Genomic DNA, 22,998 nt, shown 5'->3' on the forward strand with positions numbered 1-22,998 from the left:
TGAGTCGCGCCTTCGGAGCCAACCCTGCGCCGTGACCGACGTGGCCGAACACGACCTGACCGCCGAGATCGCGCGCCTGCGCGTCGAGCTGGAAGCGTGGAAGACACGCGCCGCCGCCGCCGAGGCCGCCGCCGACCACGATGTGCTGACGCCCGCCCTGAACCGGCGCGGCTTCATCACGGCCATGCAGCGGACCATGGCCTATTGCCAGCGGCACGGGGTGCCGGCGGTGCTGCTGTATCTGGATATGGACGGATTCAAGAGCGTCAACGACAACCTGGGCCATGCGGCCGGCGATGCGGCCCTGGTCGCGGTGGCCGAGCTGTTCCTGGCCAACCTGCGCGAGTCGGATGCGGTGGGCCGGCTGGGCGGCGACGAGTTCGCCCTGCTGATGTTGCACGCAGGCTATGAAGAGGGCCGGGCCAAGGCGCGTCAGCTGGCCGAGGCGCTGAAGACCGAAGGCTTTGTCTGGGACGGCCAGAAGACCGAACTGGGCGGCTCGTTCGGCGTGCGCGCCTGGGACGGCCATACCGACGCCGAGGTCTGGCTGACCGAGGCCGACGCCGCCATGTGGGTGAGGAAAAAGGGGCGCTGAGGCCCCTTCCCGCCCCTGCCGCTTAAAGCGGCAGTTTCAGCTGAATGCCGCCCATGTGGCTGTCGGCGTGGTCGCCGAAGCGGCCGCGATAGCCGACCGTCACCTTGACCGGGCCGACCGACCCCTCGACGCCGGCCGAGGCCAGGAACTGGCCGCCGAACAAATCGTCGATCTCGCGCGACAGCACCTGGGCCGGGCTGTTGTAGAGACCGACGCGCACCGGATCGGAGCTGTCGTCCAGGGCGTCGCGGTAGCCGCCTTCGGCGAACAGGCCGAACCCGCCCATTTCGGCTTCGGCGCGCAAGGCGACCTCGCCGGTCAGGGCCTTCACCGTGCGGTCGCCGTACTGATACTGGGCGCCGACGCCCTGTTCGTAATAGCCGTCCACGTCGCTGGACACATAGGCCAGGGCCGCACGGGGCGACAGGGCGACGCCGCCCATGTCGAACCACATGCCGCCTTGCAGACGCGCGCCGCTGCTGAGCGCGCGGGTTTCGGCAGTGTGGACGATCGGCGCCAGCCTGGTGGTGCGTTCGATGTCGTCGATGTTGTCGCGCGCCACGCCGACGGCAGCATTGACGAAGACATCGCCCGAGCGCCAGCCGCCATAGACGTCCAGGCCGAAGCTTTCGACGTTGAACTGCAGCGCCTGGCTTTCGACGTCGGTGTTACGCGCCGTGCCGGCCAGACCGAAGCGCCAGTTGGCCGAGGGGCCGGCCTCAAGCGCGATACGGGCGCCCCAGCCGTCGCTGGACGAGCTGGTGACAGAGCCGCGCGCGTCGGTGTCGACGCTGTCGATCAGGGCCGAGGTGGTGACGGACACGCCGGCCTCCCACGGCTGACGACCCGACAGGGCCTCGCCGGCGGCGTCCAAAGCATCCTCGCGGTGACGATAGGCGGTCTCCCCCTGCAGGGTCGATTGGGCGCCGATGTCGCCATAGTAGAGGTAGTCGGCCGCCAGCTGGGCTATGATCCGGTGGCCCGCTGCGGTCGGGTGGACGCCGTCGAAGTAGAAATAGCTGTCGGGGTTCGTGCAGACCGTCACGCCGTTGAAGCAGGGCTGGATGATGTTGGTGATGCCGAACAGGCCCGGATTGCCGGCCAGGTTGTCGCCGATCTTGTACAGGTCCATCATGATGATGTTGCTGCCTGGGCGGGCGGCGGCCGTGGCGGTCAGATTGGTCTGGAGCGCGGTGTTGAATGTGGTGACGGCGAAGTCGGCCAGGGGCGCGGCGGTCGTGCCGCGGAACTGAGGCGTCAGGCTGAGCTTGGGCAGGTTGGTGACCAGGATGGTCCCGGCGCCCGCGCCCGCCACGGTGTTGACCAGGCTGTTGATGTTGGCGGCGGCCGTGGTAGCGACCGGAGTGATGGCGGCGACCGGGCTGGCGGAAGCGCCGGCGGCGGGCAGACCCTGGAAGATGTCGTTGGTGCCGCCCAGGACGCTGACCAGATCGGTCGAGCTGAAGCGGCCGCCCGCGGCGGTGTAGCGCGACAGCTGGTTCAGCATGCCGAACGGCACGCCAGCCGAGGCGTCGCTGCGCGAACCGCCGAACGCGTAGTTGATGCTGCCCGTGACCGAGCCGTTGAAGTTGGCGGCGTTGAAGCCCAGCAGTTCAACGAAGGTCGGACCGTTCGAGAAGCGGCGCGCATAGGGCGGCGACGGCGGCTGGGTCCCGCCCGAGATCAGAAACAGGTTGCCGTTGTCGCTGAGGCTGTCCCCGAAGACGACCAGACGGTTGTAAGTCTGGGCCGAGGCCGAGCCGGCAAAGGTGCAGGCGGCAAGCGCCAGAGCGGCGACGGCGCCGCCGGTGATGAAGCGTGACATGAAATTCCTCCCGCAGCCGTCGTTGCGCGGCCGTTCGACGTGAGGATGCGCCAGTTCGCGCAGAGCGCAAGATGCCGCGAGGTCAGCTTTGAGAAGATATTTGCGAGCGACGTATCACTGCAACGTGCGGAACTTCAGCGTGCCCGGCACCGTCTTGAGTTCGCGCAGCGCCTCCGGGTCGTAGTCGCGATCCACATCGGTGATGACATAGCCCGTGCGCTCGTCCGTTTTCAGATGCTGGCCCAGGATGTTCAGGCCCGCCGACGCCAGGGCGCGGTTCAGTTCAGCCAGCACGCCCGGCTGGTTCCGGTGGATGTGCAAGATGCGGTGCGCGCCCGAAACTTCGGAAAGCTGGACGTTGGGCAGGTTGACGCTGAAGGTCGTGTCGCCCCGGTTCAGATAGCCCAGCAGGCGTTCGGCCGCGAACTCGGCGATGGCCTCCTGCGCCTCTTCGGTCGAGCCGCCGATGTGCGGCGTCAGGATCATGTTGGGCAGGCCCTGAAGCGGGCTCTCGAAGGGGTCGGCGTTGGTGCGCGGTTCTTCGGGGAAGACATCGACGGCGGCGCCGGCGACCCGGCCAGAGCCGATCGCCTGAGATAGCGCTCCGACATCGACCACATGGCCCCGCGCCAGATTCAGGAACAACGCGCCTTCCTTCATCCGGCCGAACTGAGCCGCACCGAAGATATTGGCGTTTTCCTTGCGACCATCGACATGCAGGGTGACCACGTCGCTTTCGGCCAGCAGCGCGTCCAGCGAGCGCATGCGGCGCGCATTGCCTAGGGCCAGGCGCTCTGACAGGTCATAGAACAGCACCCGCATGCCCAAGTTCTCGGCCAGAACGGAAAGCTGGCTGCCGATCGCGCCGTAGCCGACGATACCCAGGGTCTTGCCACGCAGCTCCTTTGAGCCGGTGGCGGACTTGTTCCACTTGCCGACATGCATGGCGGCGGACTTGTCCGCCACGTCGCGCATCAGAACGATCATCAGGCCGATGGCCAGTTCGACCACCGAGCGGGTGTTCGAATAGGGGGCGTTGAACACCGCCACCCCGTGATCCGAGGCCGCGTCCAGGTCGATCTGGTTGGTGCCGATGCAGAAGGCGGCGACGGCCATCAGTCGATCGGCCTGTTCCAGCACGCGGCGGCTGACCGAGGTCTTGGAACGGATGCCCAGGACATGGACACCCTTGATGGCGGCGATCAGATCGTCCTCGTCCAGCGCGCCCTTCTGGGTTTCAACCGAATAGCCCGCCTCCTCAAGCCGCTCGACGGCGGCGGGGTGGATGTTTTCCAGGAGCAGCATCTTCATGCGGCTGCGCGGGAAGGACCAACGGCCGACAAGGCCTTCGGCATGCAGCACCTCGTCGAGCGACGCGGCCTCGGCGTCGGCGACCTGGACCACCGGCGCGCGGCGCACGACCTCGGTGAAGGCGTAGAAGGCGTCGGCGGCGCCCGCGATCTTGACCTCGGCGTCGTTCCAGCCGTCGCCCACCATGACGACGCGACCCGACAGGTTCAGGCTGTGAATGGCGGTCGGCTTGCCATTGGCGTGCGACAGTGGGTTGGCGTCGTCCACGCCGATCACGCGGTCGTCGGCGTCGTAGATCAGATCGTTGCACAGCACGCGATCGGGCGAGACGCCCAGCTCTTCGGCGACGGGCGCGATCACCTCACGGAAGCCGCCGGAGAGAATGACGACCTTACCCTTGTTCTGCTGGAAGAAATTCAGGTTGCGCCGCACAGACGCCGTCAGGTGGTCCAACGCGCTCTGGGCGAGGGCGGCGACATGGGCGCGGGTCAGCGGCAGAAGAGCCAGCCGGCGGCGCAAAGCCTCGCCGAACTCGATATCTCCGGCCATGGCCTGATCCGTCAGGGCGGCGATCTGGGCGCGGGTTTCGGCAGCGCCGGGCGCATCCGCCAGGGCGATGTCGGCCAAGGCTTCCAGGGTTTCGAAATCGACCAGGGTCGAATCGAAGTCGAAGATCAGGGTGGGGCGCGCGCTCATGGGCGGCGTCTTAGCGGCCTTCGCGCCTGCGGCAAAGCCGAGCGATGCTGCTCACTGTGGGCAGATGCGCTAAAAGTTTGCCGCCCGTCGCGATTTTTTCACAACGGGCGGCATGAAAATATCAGAAGCGCGCGATGCGATGCACGTGACTGTCAGGACGACGGCTTTCGAGCACCGCTGCGCCGACGGCGGCGGCGATGGTCGCCACCGCCAGCAGCGCGCCGCCTTCGCGGGCGTGATCACGCGCATATTGACCGGCGTCGTCAGCATAGCGGCGCGCCGTCTTGCCATGTTTCTTCAACGCCTTCTTGCCGTCCTTGCGGGCCGAACGGAACCAGTCGTCGGCGCGGTCGCGGAAATCGTAGGCGCTGTCTGCGGCGCGGTGGCGGGCGTCGCGCGAAAAGGCGCCGGCGCGTTCGCCCACATCCTCGGCGCGGTGGCGGAAGGCGTCGACGGCGTCGTGGAAACGGTCGCGCAGTTCGGACGTATCGACCCAGCCGCGCGGGTCGATGCGCGACTTGATGCGCTGGTAACGGGTGGGGCCGCTGCGTTGCGTCAGATAGACGACGGCGACAGCGCCGAGCGCGACCGCGAGGAGGCTGCCGGCGGTGATGCCGGGGTGTTTGCGAATCTCTTCGATCGGATCGATGTCGCGGATCATCGGCGGAACCTCTTCAGTTATTGGCGTCTTGAACGGAGCGACGGCTCCGCTTGAGCCAAAAGAGCGATCCGCGCCGAAATCGGTTCCGTCGCCCTCTCCCAAGACCCGGCGGACTAGCCCCCTTATCAAGTCGCTTACGGGCGCCTACATAGCCGCGATCCCCAAATGACGCCCCAAAGGACCTCGCCGTGACCGATCACGCGCCCAACATTCCCGTTTCCGACGATCTGGCCGCCGCCTTCCAGATCGAAGGCTGGCCCGTGCGCGGTCGCCTGGTTCGCCTGGGCGCGACCATCGACAAAATCCTGGCCGCCCACGCCTATCCCGAGCCGGTCGCCGCCCTGTTGGGCGAGGCCTGCGCGCTGGCGGCCCTGATCGGCTCCAGCCTGAAGTTCGAGGGTCGCCTGCTGGTCCAGGCGCAGGGCGACGGCCCCGTGCGCTATGTCGTCGCCGATTACGGCACCGACGGATCGCTGCGCGGCTATTGCCGCTATGACGAGGCTGAGGTCGCCGAGGCGTCGCAGGGGTTCGCCCGCCCCGGCGCCCGCTCGCTGCTGGGCCAAGGCGTCTTCATCATGACGCTGGATCGCGGCCCGGACTTCGAGCGCACCCAAGGCATCACGCCGATCGAGGGCGAAAGCCTGTCGCTGGCGGCCGAACACTATTTCCAGCAGTCAGAACAGGTGCCGACCAAGGTGCGTCTGGCCGTCGGCCAGGTTCAGACCGAGGCCGGATCGCAATGGCGCGCCGGCGGCGCGATGATCCAGATCATCGCCGGCGACGAGGCCCGCGGCTCGACCGAAGAAGTCTGGGACCGCACGCGAGCCCTGTTCGGGACGCTGGGCGATGACGAGCTGGTCGATCCGACGATCTCGCCCGAGACGCTGCTGTTCCGCCTGTTCCACGAGGACGGCGTGCGGCTGGAGGGCGCGCGAGAACTGACGGCCGTCTGCCGTTGCTCGCGCGAACGGATCACCTCGGTCCTCGCGTCCTTCGATCCGGCCGAGCGCGCCGAGATGCTGGAGGACGACGGCAAGATTCGCGTCACCTGCGAATACTGCGCCACGGTCTATGCGCTGGACCCCGACGAAGTGGTCGCGGAGCAAATCTGAACGAGAAAGGGCGGCTCCGGGGAGCCGCCCTTTTTTGATCTCAGCCTTCCAGATCCAGCGAATAGCCCGCCGAGCGAACCGTGCGGATGGGATTGGCGCTTTCGTCGGCGATGGCCAGGGCCTTGCGCAGGCGACCGACGTGGACGTCGACGGTGCGGGCCTCGACATAGACGTCCGATCCCCAGACCGCGTCCAGCAGCTGCTCGCGGCTGAACACCCGGCCCGGGTGCTGCATGAAGTGGTCTAGCAAGCGGAACTCGGTCGGGCCCAGATGGACCTCCTTGCCGTTGCGCTTCACCCGGTGCGAGACGCGATCCACGACGATGTCGCCGTGGTTCAAACGGTCGTCAGCCAGACCCGGACGGATGCGGCGCAGGACGGCGCGGATGCGCGCGATCAGCTCCACCATCGAGAAGGGCTTGGTCAGATAGTCGTCCGCGCCGGTGTCCAGACCGCGAACCCGGTCGCTCTCCTCCCCGCGCGCCGTCAGCATGATGATCGGCAGGTTGCGGGTCTCGGCCTTGCCGCGAATGCGACGGCAGACCTCGATGCCCGACAGCTTGGGCAGCATCCAGTCCAGCAGAACCAGATCGGGCAGACGCTCGTCGATCTGGAGCATGCCCTCCTCGCCGTCGGCGGCGACGGCGACGTCGTAGCCTTCCTTTTCGAGATTGTACTGAAGAAGGGTCGCCAGCGCGTCCTCGTCTTCCATCACAAGGATATAGGGCTGCACGTCGGGTCTCCGGTCTCGGGTCAGTGCGTCGAAAGGTTCGGCGTCGGATCGGAATCCTCAGCCGTGGGCTGGGCGCGCGGGCGTTCGCCCACGATGTCCTCGCCCGTGATCTCGTAGTGGACGGTCTCGGCGATGTTGGTCGCGTGGTCACCGATACGCTCCAGGTTCTTGGCCATGAAGAGCAGATGGGTGCAGGCGCCGATCGTGCGCGGATCGCCCATCATGTAGGTCAGCAGTTCGCGGAACAGGGCGTTGTAGTGCTCATCGACCTCGTCGTCGGTCTGCCAGACGGCGACGGCGCGATCGATTTCCGAGGCCGTATAGGCGTCCAGCACGTCGCGCAGGCGGGTCGACACCAGACGGCCCATCCGCTCGATCGAACGGGTCAGGGGCTGCATCGGCTGGGCTTCGGCCAGGATCAGCGCGCGCTTGGCGATGTTCTTGGCCAGATCGCCGGTGCGCTCAAGGTCGGTGGCGATCTTCATGGCGCCCAGGGTGCGGCGCAGGTCGCTGGCGACCGGCTGGCGCAGGGCGATCAGGCGGATCGCCTTCTTCTCGATATCGCGGTGCAGGGCGTCCAGCTTCAGATCGCGTTCGACCACGGCGCGGGCCAGGGCGATGTCGCGCCGGGCGACGGAGTCGATGGCGTCCGCGACCTGGGCCTCGGCGAGACCGCCCATGCGGGCGATCTCGGCCGTGATCTGGTTCAGTTCGTCGCCATAGGCTTTGACGGTGTGCTGGTTCATCGGATTAGCCGAAGCGTCCCGTGATGTAGTCGAGCGTGCGCCGTTCGCGCGGATTCTGGAAGATGTCTTCCGTGTCCCCGGTCTCGACCAGACGACCCATGTGGAAGAAGGCGGTGCGTTGCGACACGCGCGCGGCCTGGGCCATCGAGTGGGTGACGATGACGATGCAGAACCGCTCGCGCAGTTCGTCGATCAACTCCTCGATCCGCGCCGTGGCGATGGGATCCAGCGCCGAACAGGGCTCGTCCATCAGGATGACCTCGGGGTTCACGGCGATGGCGCGGGCGATGACCAGACGCTGCTGCTGACCGCCCGACAGACCCATGGCCGACGATTGCAGTCGGTCGGCGACCTCGTCCCACAGGCCGGCGCGCTTCAGAGCCTTCTCAACGACCTCGTCCATCTCGGCCTTGGACGACACCAGGCCGTGGATCTTGGGCCCGTAGGCGACGTTTTCGTAGATCGATTTCGGGAAGGGATTCGGACGCTGGAACACCATGCCGACGCGGGCGCGCAGCAGCACCGGATCGATGGAGCGGTCGTTGATGTCCTCGCCGTCCATGGCGATGCGGCCCGTGACCTTGGCCCCGGCGATGGTGTCGTTCATGCGGTTCATGGTCCGCAGGAAGGTGGACTTGCCGCAGCCCGACGGGCCGATCAGGGCCGTGACGGTCTTGTCCGGAATATCCAGCGAGACGTCGTAGAGCGCCTGTTTGCCCTCATAGAAGACCGAGACGTCGCGCGCGGCGATCTTGATCGGACCGACGGGCGGGCTGTCGACCACGGCGAGGCCCGACCGGGGCGTGGCGTCCTCGATGCGCGGTTCGGCGGCTGCGCCCTTGGACGGGGCGATTTCGGGCAGGACCTGGCCGCCCATGCGCGGCGCTTCGGTCGGATCGACCGAGCCGGCGCCGGTCTGGTCCTCGGCGGAGCGGAAAATACGGAATTTCATTCTCTTACCACCGACGCTCGAAGCGCCGCCTCAGGATAATGGCCGCCGCGTTCATGATGATCATGAAGACCAGCAGGACGATGATCGCCGCAGCGGTGCGTTCGTGGAAGGCCCGCTCCGAGGCGTTCTCCCAGATGTAGATCAGCGAGGGCAGCGCGCCGACCGGCTGGTCGATGGCGTGCGGCACGCCCGGCACGAAGCTGACCATGCCGATCAGCAGCAGCGGCGCGGTCTCGCCCAGAGCATGGGCCATCGAGATGATGGCGCCGGTCATGACGCCGGGCATGGCGAGCGGCAGGACGTGGCTGAACACCGTCTGGGTCTTGGATGCGCCCATGGCCAGGGCGGCCTCGCGGATCGACGGAGGCACGGCCTTCAGCGCCGAACGGGTGGCGATGACCAGGGTCGGCAGGGCCATCAGGGCCAGGACCAGACCGCCGACGATGGGGCTGGCGCGCGGCAGATGCATCCAGTTGATGAACAGGGCCAGACCCAAGAGGCCGTAGACGATCGACGGCACGGCCGCGAGGTTGTTGATGTTGACCTCGATGATGTCGGTCAGCTTGTTCTTGGGCGCGAACTCTTCCAGCCAGATAGCCGCGCCGACGCCCAGCGGAATGGCGATCAGAGCCGTGACCATCAGCATCAGGGCCGACCCGACCACGGCGCCCAGGACGCCCGCCAGCTCGGGCTGCGTGGAATCGCCTTTGGTGAACAAGGCCGTATTGAAGTGCGAGCCGATCACGCCACTGGCCTTCATCCGGTCCAGCCAGGCGATCTGCTGATCGGTGAGACGGCGTTGATCCTCGGGCGTGGCCTTGGAGATTTCGCCCTTCAGATACAGATCGGCGTCGTCGGACAAGGGCACGGCCAAGGGCACGGTCTCGCCGATGACTTCGCTGCGCTTGGCGACCAGGTCGGCGGCGACGAACTTCAGCTCCGACGAGAACAACCGCTTCATCTGTGCGGCTTTGGTCCCGGCCGCGTCGTCCGGAATGCCCATGCGGACCAACTGCTGCTCGGCGGCCAGTTGCTCGAAGTTGGAGCCCTGCGGATAGGCGCGATCCACGCGCGCCGGGTCCATGAAGACCGGCACGGTGACGGTATGGGTGTAGAAGGCGGTGTGGCCCTGCTCGACGATGCGGACCAGCAGCACGGCCAGGAACAGCATGGCGGCGGCGATGGCCAGGCGGCCATACCATTTGAAGCGCGTTTCCTTGGCGTGACGACGCTTCAGACCGGCTCGCAGGCGGTCCAAACGTCCCTTGGCGGCCGCGCCGGCGATCTGATCGGGGGTCGCGTCAGTCATATTGTTCCCGATAGGTCTGCACGATCCGGTGGGCGATGATGTTCAGCATCAGCGTCACCAGGAACAGGGTCAGGCCCAGGCCGAAGGCGGACAGGGTCTTGGCGCTGTTGAACTCCTGGTCGCCGGTCAGCAGGGTCACGATCTGCACGGTCACGGTGGTGACGGTGTCCAGCGGGTTGAAGGTCAGGTTGGCGGCCAGGCCCGCGGCCATGGTCACGATCATGGTCTCGCCGATGGCGCGCGACACCGCCAGCAGCAGGGCGCCGGCGATGCCCGGCAGCGCGGCGGGCAGCAGAACCCGCTTCACCGTCTCGGACTTGGTCGCACCCATGGCGAACGAGCCGTCACGCAGCGACTGGGGCACGGCGTTCAGAATGTCGTCGGACAGGGACGACACGAACGGGATCAGCATGATGCCCATCACCGCGCCGGCCGTCAGGGCCATCTGGTTCTGAACCATGGCCAGGTATTGGCCCAGTCCGTCCAGCGGTCCGCCGATCAGGAAGAGGCCGATCTCGTTGAACAGGACCCGCAGCACGGGCCCGACGGTCAGGGCGGCGAAGAAGCCGTAAACGACGGTCGGCACGCCGGCGAGAACCTCCAGCAGCGGCTTGATCACCGCGCGGGTCGTGCGGCCGGCGTATTCCGACAGATAGATGGCCGACAGCAGGCCGATCGGCGCGGCGACGCACATGGCGATGACCATGATCAGCAGGGTGCCGGCGAACAGCGGCACGGCCCCGAAGGCGCCCGACGACCCGACCTGATCGGCGCGGATCGCGATCTGGGGGCTCCATTGGGTGCCGAACAGGAAGTCGAGAACCGGCACCTTCTGGAAGAAGCGGAAGCTGTCGAAGGCCAGGGAGGCGATGATGCCCAGGGTCGTCAGGACGGCGATGGCCGAGCAGACGAACAGGGCGCCGTAGATCCAGCCCTCGACCCGGTTGCGGGCGCGCGTCTGAGGCTTGATCTGCGTCAGGGCGAACAGTCCGCCCAAGACGGCGGCCAGGATGGCGGCGACGCCGCCGCCCCACGACAGGGTGCGTTCGATACGAACCATGCGGCGCGCCTCGACCGGCAGTTCTTCGGCCAGCGGACGCTCCCAAATCTGCATGGCGGGCTCGCCACGACCCACGCGGTGGGCGTCGGCGAAGAAGGCGTCGCGACGGAAGGGCTCCAGCGCAGCGACTGCATCAGGCGTGCCGGCGGCCGTCAGCTGACGCTGAAGCGGGGCGGCGAACACCGAAGCCAGGATCAGGACCAGCAGAGCCGGCGCGGCGACCCAGATCAGCGCATAGGCGCCGTGCTGGCCGGGGCGGGAATGGGGCTTTGCGCCGATCGCACGACGACGCGCCAACGCGCGTCCGCCCAGGAAGGCGGCCGCACTCAAGGCGACGAGGATCAGCAGATAAATCCAGATCATTCAGAAGTCCGAAGCGCCGTGCGCGAATCGACGACGGTCCTGAACATCGGGACCAACGCGGCGCGACTACTGCCTGCGAATGGTCAGCGGATTACGACGGGTCGATGACAGTTGGGTGACAGCGACCGTCCGGCGCGCTCTCAGCGTCGCTCGACCGGTTGAGGGAACCAGGCGGTGAAGGCCGCACCCATGCCCGGCACGCTTTCGACCACCAGACCGCCTTGGTGACGGTTGATGATGTGTTTGACGATGGCCAGCCCCAGCCCCGTCCCCTGCCGCTCGCCGCTCTTTTGACCCTCGACCCGATAGAAGCGCTCGGTCAGGCGGGGCAGGTGTTCGCGCGCCATGCCGGGCCCATGGTCGCGCACCGTGACAGCGGCATAGGAAACGCCCGCCGTGCGGTCCGGCGTGACCAGCGGCAGTCGTGTGGCGCCGGGCATGCGCGAGGCCCAAGCCTCGTCGAACGACAGGTCCGAACGGACGGAGATTTCGACCGTGCCGTTGCGTGACGAATATTTGACGGCGTTGTCGAGCAGGTTCTGCACCACCTGCAATATCTCGTCGCGATCGCCGCTGATCGACGCCCTCGCCTCCCCTTGATCCAGGGCGATGGCGATCTCTTTTTCACGCGTCAGAACGCTGATGGCGTCGACCACGTCAGAGGCGGCGCGGTCCAGATCGACGCGACCGGACGGCGGAATATGCTCGTTCAGCTCGATCCGGCTGAGCGACAGCAGATCCGCGACCAACCGCCCCATCCGGTCCGCCTGGGCCGACATGATGTCCAAGAAGCGGTCGCGCGCAACCACGTCCTCACGGGCATGGCCCTTCAGGGTCTCGATGAAGCCGCTGAGCGAGGCCAGGGGCGTACGCAGTTCGTGGCTGGCGTTGGCCAGGAAGTCCACGCGCATCATCTCGATACGGCGCGAGTCCGTTTCGTCGCGCAGGATCAGCAGGGCCAGCTCCGACCCGGCCTTCCCTGACGATTCGACTGAGAGCGGCCGGGTCCAGGCGCGCCAGCGTCGGTCGCGCTGACCGCCCGTCGCATAATCCGTCGTGCGGGCCGTCCCGCCGAACAGGGCCTCGTCCACCGCCTCCAGCACGCCCGGTTCGCGGATCACCTGGACCAGCAAGGCGCCCTGACGCTGGATACGCAGAAGCTCGCGCGCCGCCGCATTCGCCATGACAATGCGTCGCCCTGCGATGTCGTCCGGCTCGCCGCCGCTGACCACCAGCACCGGATCGTCCAGCGCCTCGAACACCCGGTCGAGAAGATCGCCCGTCATCATGTCGATGGCGGGCTCGATCGCAGCGCCTTGACTGGCCGCCGGCTCAGCCCTGCTCGCCTCGCTCATGTTCAAAAGCCAGGCCGAGGCCGCCACGATCACCGCCCCGCCGACCAGCCAGTTCGCCATTTCGGGATGCAGGATCGCCAGCACCAGCAAGGTCACGATGGCGATGCCGATGCTGGCGCCGACCGTCCACAGCCTTGAGGTGGAGACCGGCGCGACAGGCGATGGCGAGACTTCGTAAGGCATGGGTCCGGGCGACCTCGAACTGAAGAACGATTCCGATCCTTGCACGGATTCTGTGACGGCGTGCCGACAGCCTGCGGCGCCCATAAGCTTCGCCGCACGGTTTCTTTAGAATTGTCGCCTATCGTACGCTTAACGGGAGGCCTCGTGGACCGCATCATCCATTGCATTGCGCACGATCACGACTGGCGGATCACGCTGTTCGCTGCGCTGATCTGCATGGCCGGTCTGGGCGTCTCCACCCACGTCATGCAACGGATGGGTCGGCGCGATCCCGGGCGACGCCGTCGCTCGGTCCTGCTGGCCGTCATGATCGGCGCCCTATCCATCTGGGCGACCCATTTCGTGGCCATGCAGGGGTTCGTGGCCGGTGTGCCGGTGCGGCACAATCCGTTTCTGACGATCGCCTCTCTTGGAATCGCGCTGGCCATGATCGGCCTGACGATCGGCTCGACGTTGATGGGCAAGGGCCGCATGTGGCGCGTGCTTGCCGCGGTGATCGCGGTCGCCGGCGTCGGCGCCATGCATTATCTGGGCATGGCCGCCATCAAGGCGCCGGCGCACATCAGCTGGGACCCCGGTCTTGTCGCGCTGTCCATCATCGCGGCCCTGGCGATCGGCGGAACGACGGCCTTCTTCTATCGTCGAGGCGGCCTGCTGCGCCTGCTGGCGACGACGACGGGACTTTCGGCGACAGTTCTTGTTCTTCACTTCATCGGCATGTCTGCCATCACGGTGACGCCGGACCCGACCGTCGCCGCCGACCAGGGGCTCTCCAGCGAGGCGATGCGACTGCTGCTGGCCGCCATTCTGCTGATGATCTGCTCAGCGGCCGCCGTCCTGGGCATGATGGCCTATATTTCGCGCGCCACCGCGCTGCGCCGTATCCGCGAGGCGGTGGACGCCATGCCCGATGGCCTTGGCTTCTATGATTCCAAGGATCGGCTGGTGCTTTGGAATGCGCGCTATGCCGAGGTGAACCCCGAACTTGAGCCGCATCTGGTCGTCGGCCTGACCTTCCGAGAGGCCCTGCGCATCGGCATCGACGAAGGCCGCTATCAGGAAGCGGCCGGTCGCGAAGAGGAATGGTTGAACGAGCGCATGCAGGCGCGTCGTCAGTTGTCCTCGAACAGCGAGCAACAGGTTGCCGGCGGGCGCTGGCTGCGTATTCAGGACCGCCGTACATCCGAGGGCGGGACGGTCACGGTCTGCAACGACATCACCGATCTCAAGCGCGACGCCGAGGCCCTGTCCGAAGCGCGTGACGCGGCCGAGGCCGCCAACGTCGCCAAAAGCCAGTTCTTGGCCAACATGAGCCACGAGATCCGCACGCCGTTGAACGGTGTGATCGGCCTGTCCCAGGCTCTAGCCAAGACCGATCTGACGGCTGAACAGCGTGAGATGCTGGATCTGATGCAGGCGTCGGGAAAGACGCTGCAGACCCTGCTGAGCGACATCCTGGATCTGGCGCGTGTCGAATCGGGCAAGCTGGAGCTGACGGAAGACGCCTTCGAACTGGCGACGGTCGTGCGCGAGGCGGCTCAACTCTATGCCGAGAACGCGCGTGAGAAGCATCTCGACTTCCACGTCGATATCGATCTGGAGGACGACGTCTGGATCCTGGGCGATGCGGTGCGCCTGAAGCAGATTCTGACCAATCTGATTTCGAACGCCGTCAAGTTCACCAGTAAGGGATTCGTCGGCCTGATCGTGCAGCGCGGAGCGGATCGCCAGGGCTCGCCCGTGCTGCGCTTCACCGTCGAGGACAGCGGCATCGGCTTCGACGCCGCGACGCGGGCGCGCCTGTTCAGCCGGTTCGAACAGGCCGACGGCGGCATCACGCGCAAGTTCGGCGGTTCGGGACTGGGCCTGTCCATCTGTCGTCAGCTGGCCGAGATGATGGGCGGCGACCTGGGCTGCGAAAGCGAACCCGGCGGCGGCGCGGCCTTCATCCTGACTTTGCCGCTGATACAGACTGAGGCCCCGGCCCGCAAGGAACCGGCGCCGGCGCAACCCGCCGTCGTCGAGCAAGCGCGGACGATACGCGTGCTGGTCGCCGACGACCATCCGACCAACCGCCGCGTGATCGAACTGATTCTGGCGCAGACGCCGACGCAGATCGTGATCGCCGAGAACGGCGCCCAGGCGGTGGAAAGCTTCCGGGCCGACACCTTCGACTTGGTGTTGATGGACATGCAGATGCCCATCATGGACGGGCTGACCGCGACGCAGGAGATTCGCCTGCACGAGGCGACGATGGGTCTGGATCGCACGCCGATCGTCATGCTGACCGCCAACGCCATGCCAGAGCACGTCGCCGCCGGACGCGCGGCCGGGGCCGACCACCACCTGGCCAAGCCGTTCAACGCCGCAGAGCTGCTGGGCATCGTGGGGGCGCCGACCTCACTGCTGAAGGATCGCGCGCGGGCGGCGTGAAGCGGAACCTTTGACGGTTGCGCCTTGGACCTGATGCGTGTAATAGCCCGCGCTCTTGAATTCGAGGGTTCATCACCCCCGCCGCGAGAGCCCCGGGTTGGCGCGGCGTTTCCGTTGTTGTTGAGGCGAGCCACATGGCCGAGATCATTCTGAACGTGGACGTCCGCGATGGCGTCGGCACCGGCGGCGCTCGCGCTGCGCGTCGCGCCGGTTTCGTGCCGGGCGTCCTTTACGGCGGCGAGCAAGCCCCCGTCGCCATTTCGGTGAACGAGAAGGACTTCCGCAAGTCGCTCTACACCGGCAAGCTGCTGGGCCACCTGGTGACCCTGAAGTACGGCGACGAGACCCAGCCGGTCATCGCCAAGGACGTGCAGTTCGACCCCGTTTCGGACCGCCCCCTGCACTTCGACCTGATGCGAGTCGACGAGAAGGCTCCGGTCAAGATCGAAGTCCCGGTTCACTTCCTGAACGCCGATGAAGCGCCCTACTCGCGTCAGGGCGGCTCGCTGGAGATCGTCCGCCACGCCGTCGAGATCCTGGTCCGCGCCGACCAGATCCCGGAAGAGCTGGTTGTCGATCTGGCCAAGGCCGAAATCGGCGACACCATCCGCATCTCGGACATCAAGCTGCCCAAGGGCGCGGAAGCCACCATCACCGACCGCGACTTCGTGATCGCCACGGTCAAGATCTCGTCGGCCGCCCTGTCGGAAGCTGCTGACGAAGCCGCTGACGCCGAGGCCGCTCCGGCCGAGAAGACCGAAGACTGATCCTTCGTCGCTTCGACAAGATCGCGCCCCGCCCGGTTCGCCGTGCGGGGCTTTTCTTTGCCTGACGCAAACGGCAAGAGGACGCCATGATCATCATCGCGGGGCTCGGCAATCCGGGCGGGAAATACGAAAAGAACCGGCACAACATCGGCTTCATGGCCGCCGACGAGATCGCGCGCCGGTGGCGGTTCGGTCCCGAACGCGCCAAGTTCCAGTCGATCGTCAGCGAGGGTCTGGTCGACGGGACCAAGGTCCTGCTGATGAAGCCCCAGACCTATATGAACGAAAGCGGTCGGGCCGTCGGCGAGGCGGCGCGCTTCTACAAGATCAAGCCGAGCGAAATCATCGTCTTCCACGACGAGATCGACCTGGCCCCCGGGCGGTTCCGTATGAAGACCGGCGGCGGCGCGGCGGGACAGAACGGCATCCGCTCCCTGATCAGTCACCTGGGCGCCGATTTCCGACGCGCGCGCATGGGCATCGGCCATCCGGGCGAAAAGGACCTGGTGATGCCGCACGTGCTGGGCGACTTCCACAAGGCGGAGCAGCCCTGGCTGGACGCCATGCTGCAGGCCTGCGCCGACGCCCTGCCCTTCGCGATCGCCGGCGACGACGAACGCTATCAGGGCGAGGTCATGCGCCTGGCCCCCGCGCCCAAGTTCAGCCCCCGCCAGGCGGCGCGTGGCGAGCTTTAGGACAAACCGCCGCCTTTCACGCCGTTGCAAAACGCCGTAGAGGCCAGACGTGACCCGCGCCCAGGCCGACAATTGGTCGATCTCGCAATCGCTCGCCTTCCTGGCGGCGGTGTTCGCGCTCGTGCTCGGCACCCTGCTGCCGTTCGCGGCTCTCGCGGCGGTCCAGCCGGGCCACCCGCTGGTCATCTGTTCGGCGGAAGGCCCCCAGACGATCCAGTCCGGCGGTATGGACGGCCCGGTCAATAAGCACGTCGGGGCCAAATGCGCCGCCTGCGTCATGCCGTTGGCCGCCGCCCTGCCCTGCCCGCCAGCGCCGGAGCCGGCGCCGGTGGTCCGCACCGTCGAGCGCGTCGTCTATGTCGCCGCCAGCGTCAGCCCCCCGCCGCCCGCGCGCGCGCCGCCGCGTCCCCCGTCCACCGCCCCGCCCCACGCCTGAACCAGACCCCAAGCCCGCGCCGGCCCCAGCGCCCGCGCGCCGTCTCGTTCTGATTTCAGGTTCATTCCATGTCCTTCAAGACCACCGTAGCGCCCTGCGCGCTGCTGCTCGCCGCCCTCTCCAACGCCGGTTGGACAAGCCCCGTTTGGGCCCAGCAGACGCCCGAACCGGCATTGCTGGATAGCGTCATCGTCACCGGCCGCCGCAACGCCGAGGATCCGCCCATCGTCGCAGACGCGCGACAGCGGCTGTCGCGCACGCCGGGCGCCGTTGCTGTCATTTCAGCCGAATCCTATGCCGACCGGTATGCGACCAACCTCGCCGACGTGCTGCGCGATGCGCCCGGCGTCTATGCCCAGAAGAAGTGGGGCGGCGACATTCGCCTGTCGATTCGCGGATCGGGCATAGGCAATGCGGCTCACAATCGCGGCGTTCTGCTGGCTCAGGACGGCGTGCCGTTCAACGAGGCCGACGGGTTCGGTGATTTCCAGCTGATCGACCCGCTGATCGCCCGCTACACCGAGGTTTATAAGGGCGGGAATGCGCTGCGGTTCGGCGGAGCCCTGCTGGGCGGGGCGGTCAATCTGGTGACACCGACGGGGCGCACGGCCTCGTCCAACCTGCACCTGCGCCTGGACGGCGGCTCTTACGGAACCGTGCGCGCCCATGCGGAGGCCGCGGGCGTTCGCGGCGACTGGGACGGTTTCGCCGCCGTCACGGGCCAGAGCGTCGATGGGTGGCGTCAACAGAGCGAAGGCAAGGCGCTGAACCTGTCGGGCAACATCGGGCGCAGCTTTGGGCAGGATCGCGAAGTTCGCCTGTTGGTCTCGTGGGGCGACATCCATCAGGAGATTCCGGGCAGCGTCAGTCTGTCCGACGCCCTGACAAATCCCGAGGCGGCCAATCCCGCCAATATCGCCCTCAACTATCAGCGCAATATGCGCTCGCTTCGCACCACTTTGCAGACCCGCTGGAGGCTGGACGACGCAACGGTGTTCGAGGGCGCCCTCTATGGAACCTGGAAGGATCTGGACCATCCCATCTTCCAGGTCATCGACCAGCAGAGCCGCAACTACGGTGCCTTTGGTCGGTTCGATTGGCAGGGCCGGATCGGCGGGATGCGCGCCGACGCCTTCTATGGCGCCTGGTATCGACAGGGTGATCTGGACGCCAAACAGTGGGTCAATGTCGGCGGACAGCAGAACGGTCTACGCGCCCGCAGCTTCCAGAACGGCAAGGGGCTGGATGTCTTCGGCGAGGGGCGGCTGTTCGTGACCGATCGCCTGGCGCTGGTCGCGGGAGGAACCTGGGGGCGCGCCGAGCGGGACTATCAGAGCTATGTCGTTCCCGGCGTCGTCGGCACGATCGACCTGACCACCGACAAGACCTTCGACTGGTTCGCGCCTCGCGCCGGCCTGTTGTGGGAGAGCGAGGACGGCGCCCAGGTCTTCGCCAACGTCACCCGCTCGATCGAGCCGCCCAACTTCTCGGCCTTGTCGCCGACTGCTGGCGGTTATCAGCCCCTCGTTCCGCAAGAGGCCGTGACCTGGGAAATCGGCACGCGGGGTCGCCGGGGACCGCTGACCTGGGACGTGACCGCCTATCGCGCCGATCTGAAGCACGAACTACTGAACTTTGCTGTAAACGCCGCCCTGGGCATACCGGCCGCGACCTTCAACGCGGGACCGACCATCCACCAGGGGATCGAAGCAGGGCTGGATTGGCGGATCGCGCCGGAATGGCGGCTGCGCCAGACCTACGCCTTCTCCGACTTCTATTTCGACGGGGACAAGGTCTATGGAGACGGCCACCTGCCAGTCGTGCCGCCGCACCTGTACCGCGCGGAGCTTCGCTACGACGATCCGGCCGGCTGGTTCATCGCGCCTAGCGTGGAATGGTCGATCAAGGATGCCTGGGTCGATTACGCCAACACTCTGAAGTCGCCGTCCTATGCGGTCGCGAACCTGAACATGGGCTGGACCGTCAATCGCCGACTGACGGTGTTCGCCGATGTCCGCAACCTGTTCGACGAAGCCTATGTGTCGAACTTCGGCGCGGTCACGGACGCCCGCGTGGCCACCGTGTCCAAGGCCGTCTTCTTCCCCGGCGACGGCCGTTCGGCCTATGTCGGCGTCAGGATGAGCTACTGATGGCGCGCAATCTCGACAAGACGACGCCGGACGACCTGTCCGACGCCTACCGCGCGGTCTGGCGCTGGCACTTCTATGCCGGCGTCTTCGTGATGCCGGTGCTGATGCTGCTGGCCCTGCCGGGCGGGCTTTATCTGTTCAAGGACGAGATCGACGAGTTTCTTTATCGCGACATGATCCGCGTGCCGGCGGTTCAGGCCCAAGCGACGCCGAAAACCTGGGTGGCTTCGGCCGCCCAGGCCGCAGGCGGCGGGCGGGTCGCCAATCTGGTCATGCCTGCCCGCGACGATGAGGCGATCCGGCTGCGGGTCGATCGACCCGACGGCGTGCAGAAGACGGTCTTCGTCGATCCGCACACCGGGCGGGCCACGGGCGTCATTCCGGCCGGCGGGTTCATGGAGTTGGTCAAGAACACGCACAGCCTGACCCTGCTGGGGCGGCCGTTCAACATCCTGGTCGAGATCGTCGCCGGCTGGACGATCATTCTGTTCGCCACGGGGCTCTATCTGTGGTGGCCGCGCGGGCGGGGCGTGGCGAACTTCGCACCACAGACGACCGACGGTCGCCGCCGTCCGTTCTGGCGCGACCTGCATGCGCTGACGGGTTTCTATGTCGGCGGGGTGGTGCTGTTTCTGGCCGTGACCGGCATGCCGTGGTCGGCGGTCTGGGGCGACAAGGTCATGGGGGCGGTCAAGGAGACGGGGCTGGGGCGGCCGCCCGCACCCGTCGCCGGCGCCTGGCAAAGGGCGCAGCACCACGATGCGCCGGTCGGGACCGGCTGGACCATGGAGGGCATGGTGATGACCCACGACCACGCTGGCCATGGCGGCCTGGCGCAGGTTCTGCGGGTCGCGGATGAAGCCAGCCTGGCGCGCCCCTATACGGTGAACATCCCCAAGGCCGACGACACCGCCTATACGCTGACGACCCAGGCGACACGGGTTCAGGACAGCCGGTCGCTCTATGTCGATGCGGCCTCCGGGCGGCTGCTGGGCGACATCGGCTATGACCAGTTCGGCGCCGGCGCAAAGGCCATCGAGTTCGGCATCTATACGCACCAGGGCACGCAGTTCGGACAAGTGAACCGCATCGTCATGCTGATGGGCTGCATCGGCGTGTGGCTGCTGGCCATCAGCGGCCTGGTCATGTGGTGGAAGCGCCGCCCGCCCAATCTGTCGCGCCGACGCCTGGGCGCGCCGCCCGCCCCGCCGGGACCGCGTGCGCGCGCGGCTGTCCTTGGCATCGTCCTGCCACTCGCCATCCTCTATCCCCTGACGGGACTGAGCCTGATCGCGGCCGTATTGCTCGACCGAGCCCTGCGTCCGATGATCCGGCGCCGTTCCGCCGCATCGTGAAAGACCTGACGCCATGAAGATTAAACTCGCCCTTGCCGCCGCCGCCCTGTCGCTGGCGGCCTGCAATCCGTCCGAACCGGCCAAGGCGCCCGCCGCTGAGACGCCGACGGCGACCGCCGCCGTGACCGCGACCGACGCCTGGTGCCGCCCGTCGCCGAACGGAGCCAAGGCCGGCGGCTGCTACGTCACCCTGACCGCTGCGACCGACGACCGACTGACGGGCGGATCGACACCGCGCGCCGGATCGCTTCAGGTCCACGAGATGAAGACCGAGAACGGCATGATGAAGATGGCCGAGCTGACGGGGGGCCTGCCCCTGCCCGCCGGTCAGGCGGTGGCCTTGGCGCCGGGCGGCAACCACCTGATGCTGATCGGCCTGACCGCGCCTCTGGTGGCGGGCGAGACCGTGCCGCTGACCTTGCAGTTCGCCTCGGCGCCGGCGATCACCGTTCAGGCCCAGGTTCGCCAACCGGCCATGGACGGCATGGATCACGGCGCCCACTGACCTCAGTTGAAGCGCGAGCCTGACAAACGGGTTGGAACCCGCTAAAGGCTCGCGCCTCACGAGGAATACCATGGCTCTTAAAGTCGCGATCGTCGGCCTGCCCAACGTCGGCAAGTCCACCCTGTTCAACGCCCTGACCAAGACGGCGGCGGCCCAGGCGGCCAACTATCCATTCTGCACCATCGAGCCGAACACCGGCGACGTGGCGGTGCCCGAGGCGCGTCTGAACGCCCTAGCCGAGATCGCCGGCTCGAAAGAGATCATCCCGGCCCGCATCACCTTCGTCGACGTCGCCGGCCTGGTGCGCGGCGCGTCCAAGGGCGAAGGCCTGGGCAACCAGTTCCTGGCCAACATCCGCGACTGCGACGCCGTGGCCTTCGTGGCCCGCTGCTTCGTCGATGACGATATCACCCACGTCGAGGACCGCATCGATCCAATCGCCGACCTGGAGATCATCGAGACCGAGCTGATGCTGGCCGACATGGAAAGCCTGGAGCGCCGTCGGCCGCAGCTGGAGAAGCGCGCCAAGGGCGGCGACAAGGAATCCGTCCTGACGCTGAAACTGGTCGATCTGGCACTGGCCCAGCTGAACGCCGGCAAGCCCGCCCGCACCGCCGAGGTGTCCAAGGAGGACATCAAGGCCTGGCACATGCTGCAATTGCTGACGGCGCTGCCTGCCCTCTATGTCGCCAACGTCGAGGAAGGCTCGGCCGACAAGGGCAACGACCTGTCCGACAAGGTCGCGGCCCGCGCCGCCGCCGACAACGCCAACTCGGTCGTCATCTCGGCCCAGATCGAGTCCGAGATCGCCGTGCTGGACGACGAGGAACAGAAGGAGTTCCTGGAGACCCTTGGCCTGGAAGAGCCCGGCCTGAACCGTCTGATCCGCGAGGCCTACAAGCTGCTGGGCCTGCAGACCTATTTCACGGTCGGCCCCAAGGAAGCCCGCGCCTGGACCATCAATGTCGGCGACACCGCGCCCCAGGCGGCCGGCGTGATCCACACCGACTTCGAAAAGGGCTTCATCCGCGCCGAGACCATCGCCTTCGACGACTTTGTCGCTCTGCGCGGCGAAGCCAAGGCGCGCGAGGCCGGCAAGCTGCGCGCCGAAGGCAAGTCCTATGTCGTCAAGGACGGCGACGTGATGAACTTCCTGTTCAACTAGGCGGCGCGGCAGGCGGGGTTTCGGCCCCGTCCTTCTTCATCATCTTTTCAAGCGGATTGGCGGGATCGGGCGCGCGCGGCGAACCGGGGCAGCGCGCCAGTTTCACCGTCTTCATGTCCTGATCGACATAGGTCAGGTTCATCACGTCGCCGCTCGTGCTCATATGCACCCGCTCGGTCTGAGCCTGCCCCGCGCATCGCAGAACCGCGACATAGCCGGAACCCGTCTCATCGATGCTGGCGATGTCGCAGTTGCGGCCATAGGCGTCGAAGCGCAGCGGCGTCAGGGTGATCGGGCTGCGTTCGCCTTGGGGCCGGGCGCACCATTGCGGGTTCGCCGCCCAGACGCCCACGAAACTGCGCGGCCCACGTCCAGCCAGAGAAGACGGCCCAGGCGGTTCGACCGGCTGCATGGCCTCGGGCGTTCGCAGGGGCGCCGCCGGTTCGTTCGGCGGATTGACCTCGTGATCGCCGCAGGCGGCCAGAAGGGCGATCACGCCCGCCATCGGGATCAAGGCTGTTTTCATCCCGCCACAACGCCACGGCCAAGGTTCGGGTTCAATCCGACTAACCGCGCCGGCGCCTGATGTCG

General features: G+C 67.0%; 20 protein-coding genes and 1 pseudogene. 10 read left to right on the forward strand and 11 right to left on the reverse strand.

The window, feature by feature from the left end:
- Positions 1-31 precede the first annotated feature (31 nt).
- Complete coding sequence (locus VH88_RS05105; RefSeq protein ID WP_045810284.1) at positions 32-595, forward strand: GGDEF domain-containing protein; 564 nt, start codon at positions 32-34, stop codon at positions 593-595.
- Between the two features lie 22 nt (positions 596-617).
- Here the strand turns inward: VH88_RS05105 and VH88_RS05110 are convergent, their stop codons facing one another.
- The 4 genes and pseudogenes from VH88_RS05110 to VH88_RS05120 all read right to left on the reverse strand — a co-directional run bounded on the left by VH88_RS05110 (position 618) and on the right by VH88_RS05120 (position 5,088).
- Complete coding sequence (locus VH88_RS05110) at positions 618-2,420, reverse strand: autotransporter domain-containing esterase (RefSeq protein WP_045810285.1); 1,803 nt, start codon at positions 2,418-2,420, stop codon at positions 618-620.
- A gap of 114 nt (positions 2,421-2,534) precedes the next feature.
- Positions 2,535-3,779 (reverse strand): phosphoglycerate dehydrogenase, encoded by a 1,245-nt coding sequence (serA, locus tag VH88_RS16580; RefSeq protein ID WP_354040528.1) that lies wholly within the window; start codon positions 3,777-3,779, stop codon positions 2,535-2,537.
- Positions 3,780-3,899: 120 nt separating this feature from the next.
- Positions 3,900-4,427 (reverse strand): annotated as a pseudogene (locus VH88_RS16705) (HAD family hydrolase); the annotation flags it as partial.
- Between the two features lie 121 nt (positions 4,428-4,548).
- The gene (locus VH88_RS05120; protein ID WP_045810287.1) at positions 4,549-5,088 is read right to left on the reverse strand and encodes a hypothetical protein; all 540 of its coding nucleotides are present in this window, start codon (positions 5,086-5,088) and stop codon (positions 4,549-4,551) included.
- A 188-nt stretch (positions 5,089-5,276) separates the two neighbouring features.
- Here VH88_RS05120 and VH88_RS05125 point away from each other — a divergent pair, with 188 nt between their 5' ends.
- Positions 5,277-6,200: an Hsp33 family molecular chaperone gene (locus VH88_RS05125; protein WP_039245336.1), complete on the forward strand. Its 924-nt coding sequence runs from the start codon at positions 5,277-5,279 to the stop codon at positions 6,198-6,200.
- 40 nt (positions 6,201-6,240) lie between these two features.
- Here VH88_RS05125 and phoB read toward each other — a convergent pair whose 3' ends face one another.
- The 6 genes from phoB to VH88_RS05155 form a co-directional block, all read right to left on the reverse strand.
- Entirely contained in the window at positions 6,241-6,933 is a 693-nt protein-coding gene (gene phoB / locus VH88_RS05130) for a phosphate regulon transcriptional regulator PhoB (protein ID WP_017505977.1), read from the reverse strand.
- Positions 6,934-6,953: 20 nt separating this feature from the next.
- The gene (gene phoU, locus VH88_RS05135) at positions 6,954-7,679 is read right to left on the reverse strand and encodes a phosphate signaling complex protein PhoU (protein WP_045810288.1); all 726 of its coding nucleotides are present in this window, start codon (positions 7,677-7,679) and stop codon (positions 6,954-6,956) included.
- A 4-nt stretch (positions 7,680-7,683) separates the two neighbouring features.
- Positions 7,684-8,631 carry a phosphate ABC transporter ATP-binding protein PstB gene (gene pstB / locus VH88_RS05140; protein ID WP_045810289.1) on the reverse strand — a complete coding sequence of 316 codons (948 nt, stop codon included), beginning with the start codon at positions 8,629-8,631 and terminating at the stop codon, positions 7,684-7,686.
- A gap of 4 nt (positions 8,632-8,635) precedes the next feature.
- Positions 8,636-9,940: a phosphate ABC transporter permease PstA gene (pstA, locus tag VH88_RS05145; protein WP_045810290.1), complete on the reverse strand. Its 1,305-nt coding sequence runs from the start codon at positions 9,938-9,940 to the stop codon at positions 8,636-8,638.
- Positions 9,933-11,363 (reverse strand): phosphate ABC transporter permease subunit PstC, encoded by a 1,431-nt coding sequence (pstC, locus tag VH88_RS05150; RefSeq protein ID WP_045810291.1) that lies wholly within the window; start codon positions 11,361-11,363, stop codon positions 9,933-9,935. Before pstC ends, pstA begins: the two co-directional genes overlap by 8 nt.
- Positions 11,364-11,503: 140 nt before the next feature.
- Complete coding sequence (locus tag VH88_RS05155; RefSeq protein WP_045810292.1) at positions 11,504-12,901, reverse strand: ATP-binding protein; 1,398 nt, start codon at positions 12,899-12,901, stop codon at positions 11,504-11,506.
- Positions 12,902-13,045: 144 nt separating this feature from the next.
- On the opposite strand from VH88_RS05155, the gene VH88_RS05160 reads away from it, so the two are divergent.
- From VH88_RS05160 to ychF, 8 genes are all read left to right on the forward strand, one after another.
- Positions 13,046-15,334, forward strand: a complete 2,289-nt coding sequence (locus tag VH88_RS05160; protein WP_082064380.1) for an ATP-binding protein — start codon at positions 13,046-13,048, stop codon at positions 15,332-15,334.
- A 134-nt stretch (positions 15,335-15,468) separates the two neighbouring features.
- Positions 15,469-16,101 (forward strand): 50S ribosomal protein L25/general stress protein Ctc, encoded by a 633-nt coding sequence (locus tag VH88_RS05165; RefSeq protein ID WP_045810293.1) that lies wholly within the window; start codon positions 15,469-15,471, stop codon positions 16,099-16,101.
- 86 nt (positions 16,102-16,187) lie between these two features.
- Positions 16,188-16,796 carry an aminoacyl-tRNA hydrolase gene (pth, locus tag VH88_RS05170; protein WP_045810294.1) on the forward strand — a complete coding sequence of 203 codons (609 nt, stop codon included), beginning with the start codon at positions 16,188-16,190 and terminating at the stop codon, positions 16,794-16,796.
- A gap of 49 nt (positions 16,797-16,845) precedes the next feature.
- Positions 16,846-17,232: a hypothetical protein gene (locus VH88_RS05175; protein WP_045810295.1), complete on the forward strand. Its 387-nt coding sequence runs from the start codon at positions 16,846-16,848 to the stop codon at positions 17,230-17,232.
- 68 nt (positions 17,233-17,300) lie between these two features.
- Positions 17,301-19,382, forward strand: coding sequence for a TonB-dependent receptor domain-containing protein (locus VH88_RS05180; protein ID WP_045810296.1), 2,082 nt, complete (start codon positions 17,301-17,303; stop codon positions 19,380-19,382).
- The gene (locus tag VH88_RS05185; RefSeq protein ID WP_045810297.1) at positions 19,382-20,737 is read left to right on the forward strand and encodes a PepSY domain-containing protein; all 1,356 of its coding nucleotides are present in this window, start codon (positions 19,382-19,384) and stop codon (positions 20,735-20,737) included. The genes VH88_RS05180 and VH88_RS05185 overlap by 1 nt, the downstream gene beginning before the upstream one ends.
- Positions 20,738-20,750: 13 nt before the next feature.
- On the forward strand, positions 20,751-21,242 hold the full coding sequence (locus VH88_RS05190) for a copper chaperone PCu(A)C (RefSeq protein WP_045810298.1): 492 nt from the start codon (positions 20,751-20,753) through the stop codon (positions 21,240-21,242).
- Positions 21,243-21,312: 70 nt separating this feature from the next.
- Positions 21,313-22,407: a redox-regulated ATPase YchF gene (gene ychF, locus VH88_RS05195; RefSeq protein WP_045810299.1), complete on the forward strand. Its 1,095-nt coding sequence runs from the start codon at positions 21,313-21,315 to the stop codon at positions 22,405-22,407.
- On the opposite strand, the gene VH88_RS05200 is transcribed toward ychF, so the two are convergent.
- Positions 22,400-22,933: a hypothetical protein gene (locus VH88_RS05200; protein ID WP_045810300.1), complete on the reverse strand. Its 534-nt coding sequence runs from the start codon at positions 22,931-22,933 to the stop codon at positions 22,400-22,402. The two genes, ychF and VH88_RS05200, sit on opposite strands and share 8 nt — an antisense overlap.
- Between the last annotated feature and the right edge of the window lie 65 nt (positions 22,934-22,998).

Origin of the sequence: Brevundimonas sp. KM4 (assembly GCF_000964075.1) — a bacterium.
Classification (GTDB): Bacteria; Pseudomonadota; Alphaproteobacteria; order Caulobacterales; family Caulobacteraceae; genus Brevundimonas; species Brevundimonas huaxiensis.

What these genes read in the sequence shown, in the direction of transcription:
- VH88_RS05110 (WP_045810285.1), bottom strand. Translation starts at nt 2,420, where the DNA reads ATGTCACGCTTCATCACCGGCGGCGCCGTCGCCGCTCTGGCGCTTGCC.
- VH88_RS05120 (WP_045810287.1), bottom strand. Translation starts at nt 5,088, where the DNA reads ATGATCCGCGACATCGATCCGATCGAAGAGATTCGCAAACACCCCGGC.
- phoU (WP_045810288.1), bottom strand. Translation starts at nt 7,679, where the DNA reads ATGAACCAGCACACCGTCAAAGCCTATGGCGACGAACTGAACCAGATC.
- pstB (WP_045810289.1), bottom strand. Translation starts at nt 8,631, where the DNA reads ATGAAATTCCGTATTTTCCGCTCCGCCGAGGACCAGACCGGCGCCGGC.
- pstA (WP_045810290.1), bottom strand. Translation starts at nt 9,940, where the DNA reads ATGACTGACGCGACCCCCGATCAGATCGCCGGCGCGGCCGCCAAGGGA.
- pstC (WP_045810291.1), bottom strand. Translation starts at nt 11,363, where the DNA reads ATGATCTGGATTTATCTGCTGATCCTCGTCGCCTTGAGTGCGGCCGCC.
- VH88_RS05155 (WP_045810292.1), bottom strand. Translation starts at nt 12,901, where the DNA reads ATGCCTTACGAAGTCTCGCCATCGCCTGTCGCGCCGGTCTCCACCTCA.
- VH88_RS05165 (WP_045810293.1), top strand. Translation starts at nt 15,469, where the DNA reads ATGGCCGAGATCATTCTGAACGTGGACGTCCGCGATGGCGTCGGCACC.
- pth (WP_045810294.1), top strand. Translation starts at nt 16,188, where the DNA reads ATGATCATCATCGCGGGGCTCGGCAATCCGGGCGGGAAATACGAAAAG.
- VH88_RS05180 (WP_045810296.1), top strand. Translation starts at nt 17,301, where the DNA reads ATGTCCTTCAAGACCACCGTAGCGCCCTGCGCGCTGCTGCTCGCCGCC.
- VH88_RS05185 (WP_045810297.1), top strand. Translation starts at nt 19,382, where the DNA reads ATGGCGCGCAATCTCGACAAGACGACGCCGGACGACCTGTCCGACGCC.
- VH88_RS05190 (WP_045810298.1), top strand. Translation starts at nt 20,751, where the DNA reads ATGAAGATTAAACTCGCCCTTGCCGCCGCCGCCCTGTCGCTGGCGGCC.
- ychF (WP_045810299.1), top strand. Translation starts at nt 21,313, where the DNA reads ATGGCTCTTAAAGTCGCGATCGTCGGCCTGCCCAACGTCGGCAAGTCC.
- VH88_RS05200 (WP_045810300.1), bottom strand. Translation starts at nt 22,933, where the DNA reads ATGAAAACAGCCTTGATCCCGATGGCGGGCGTGATCGCCCTTCTGGCC.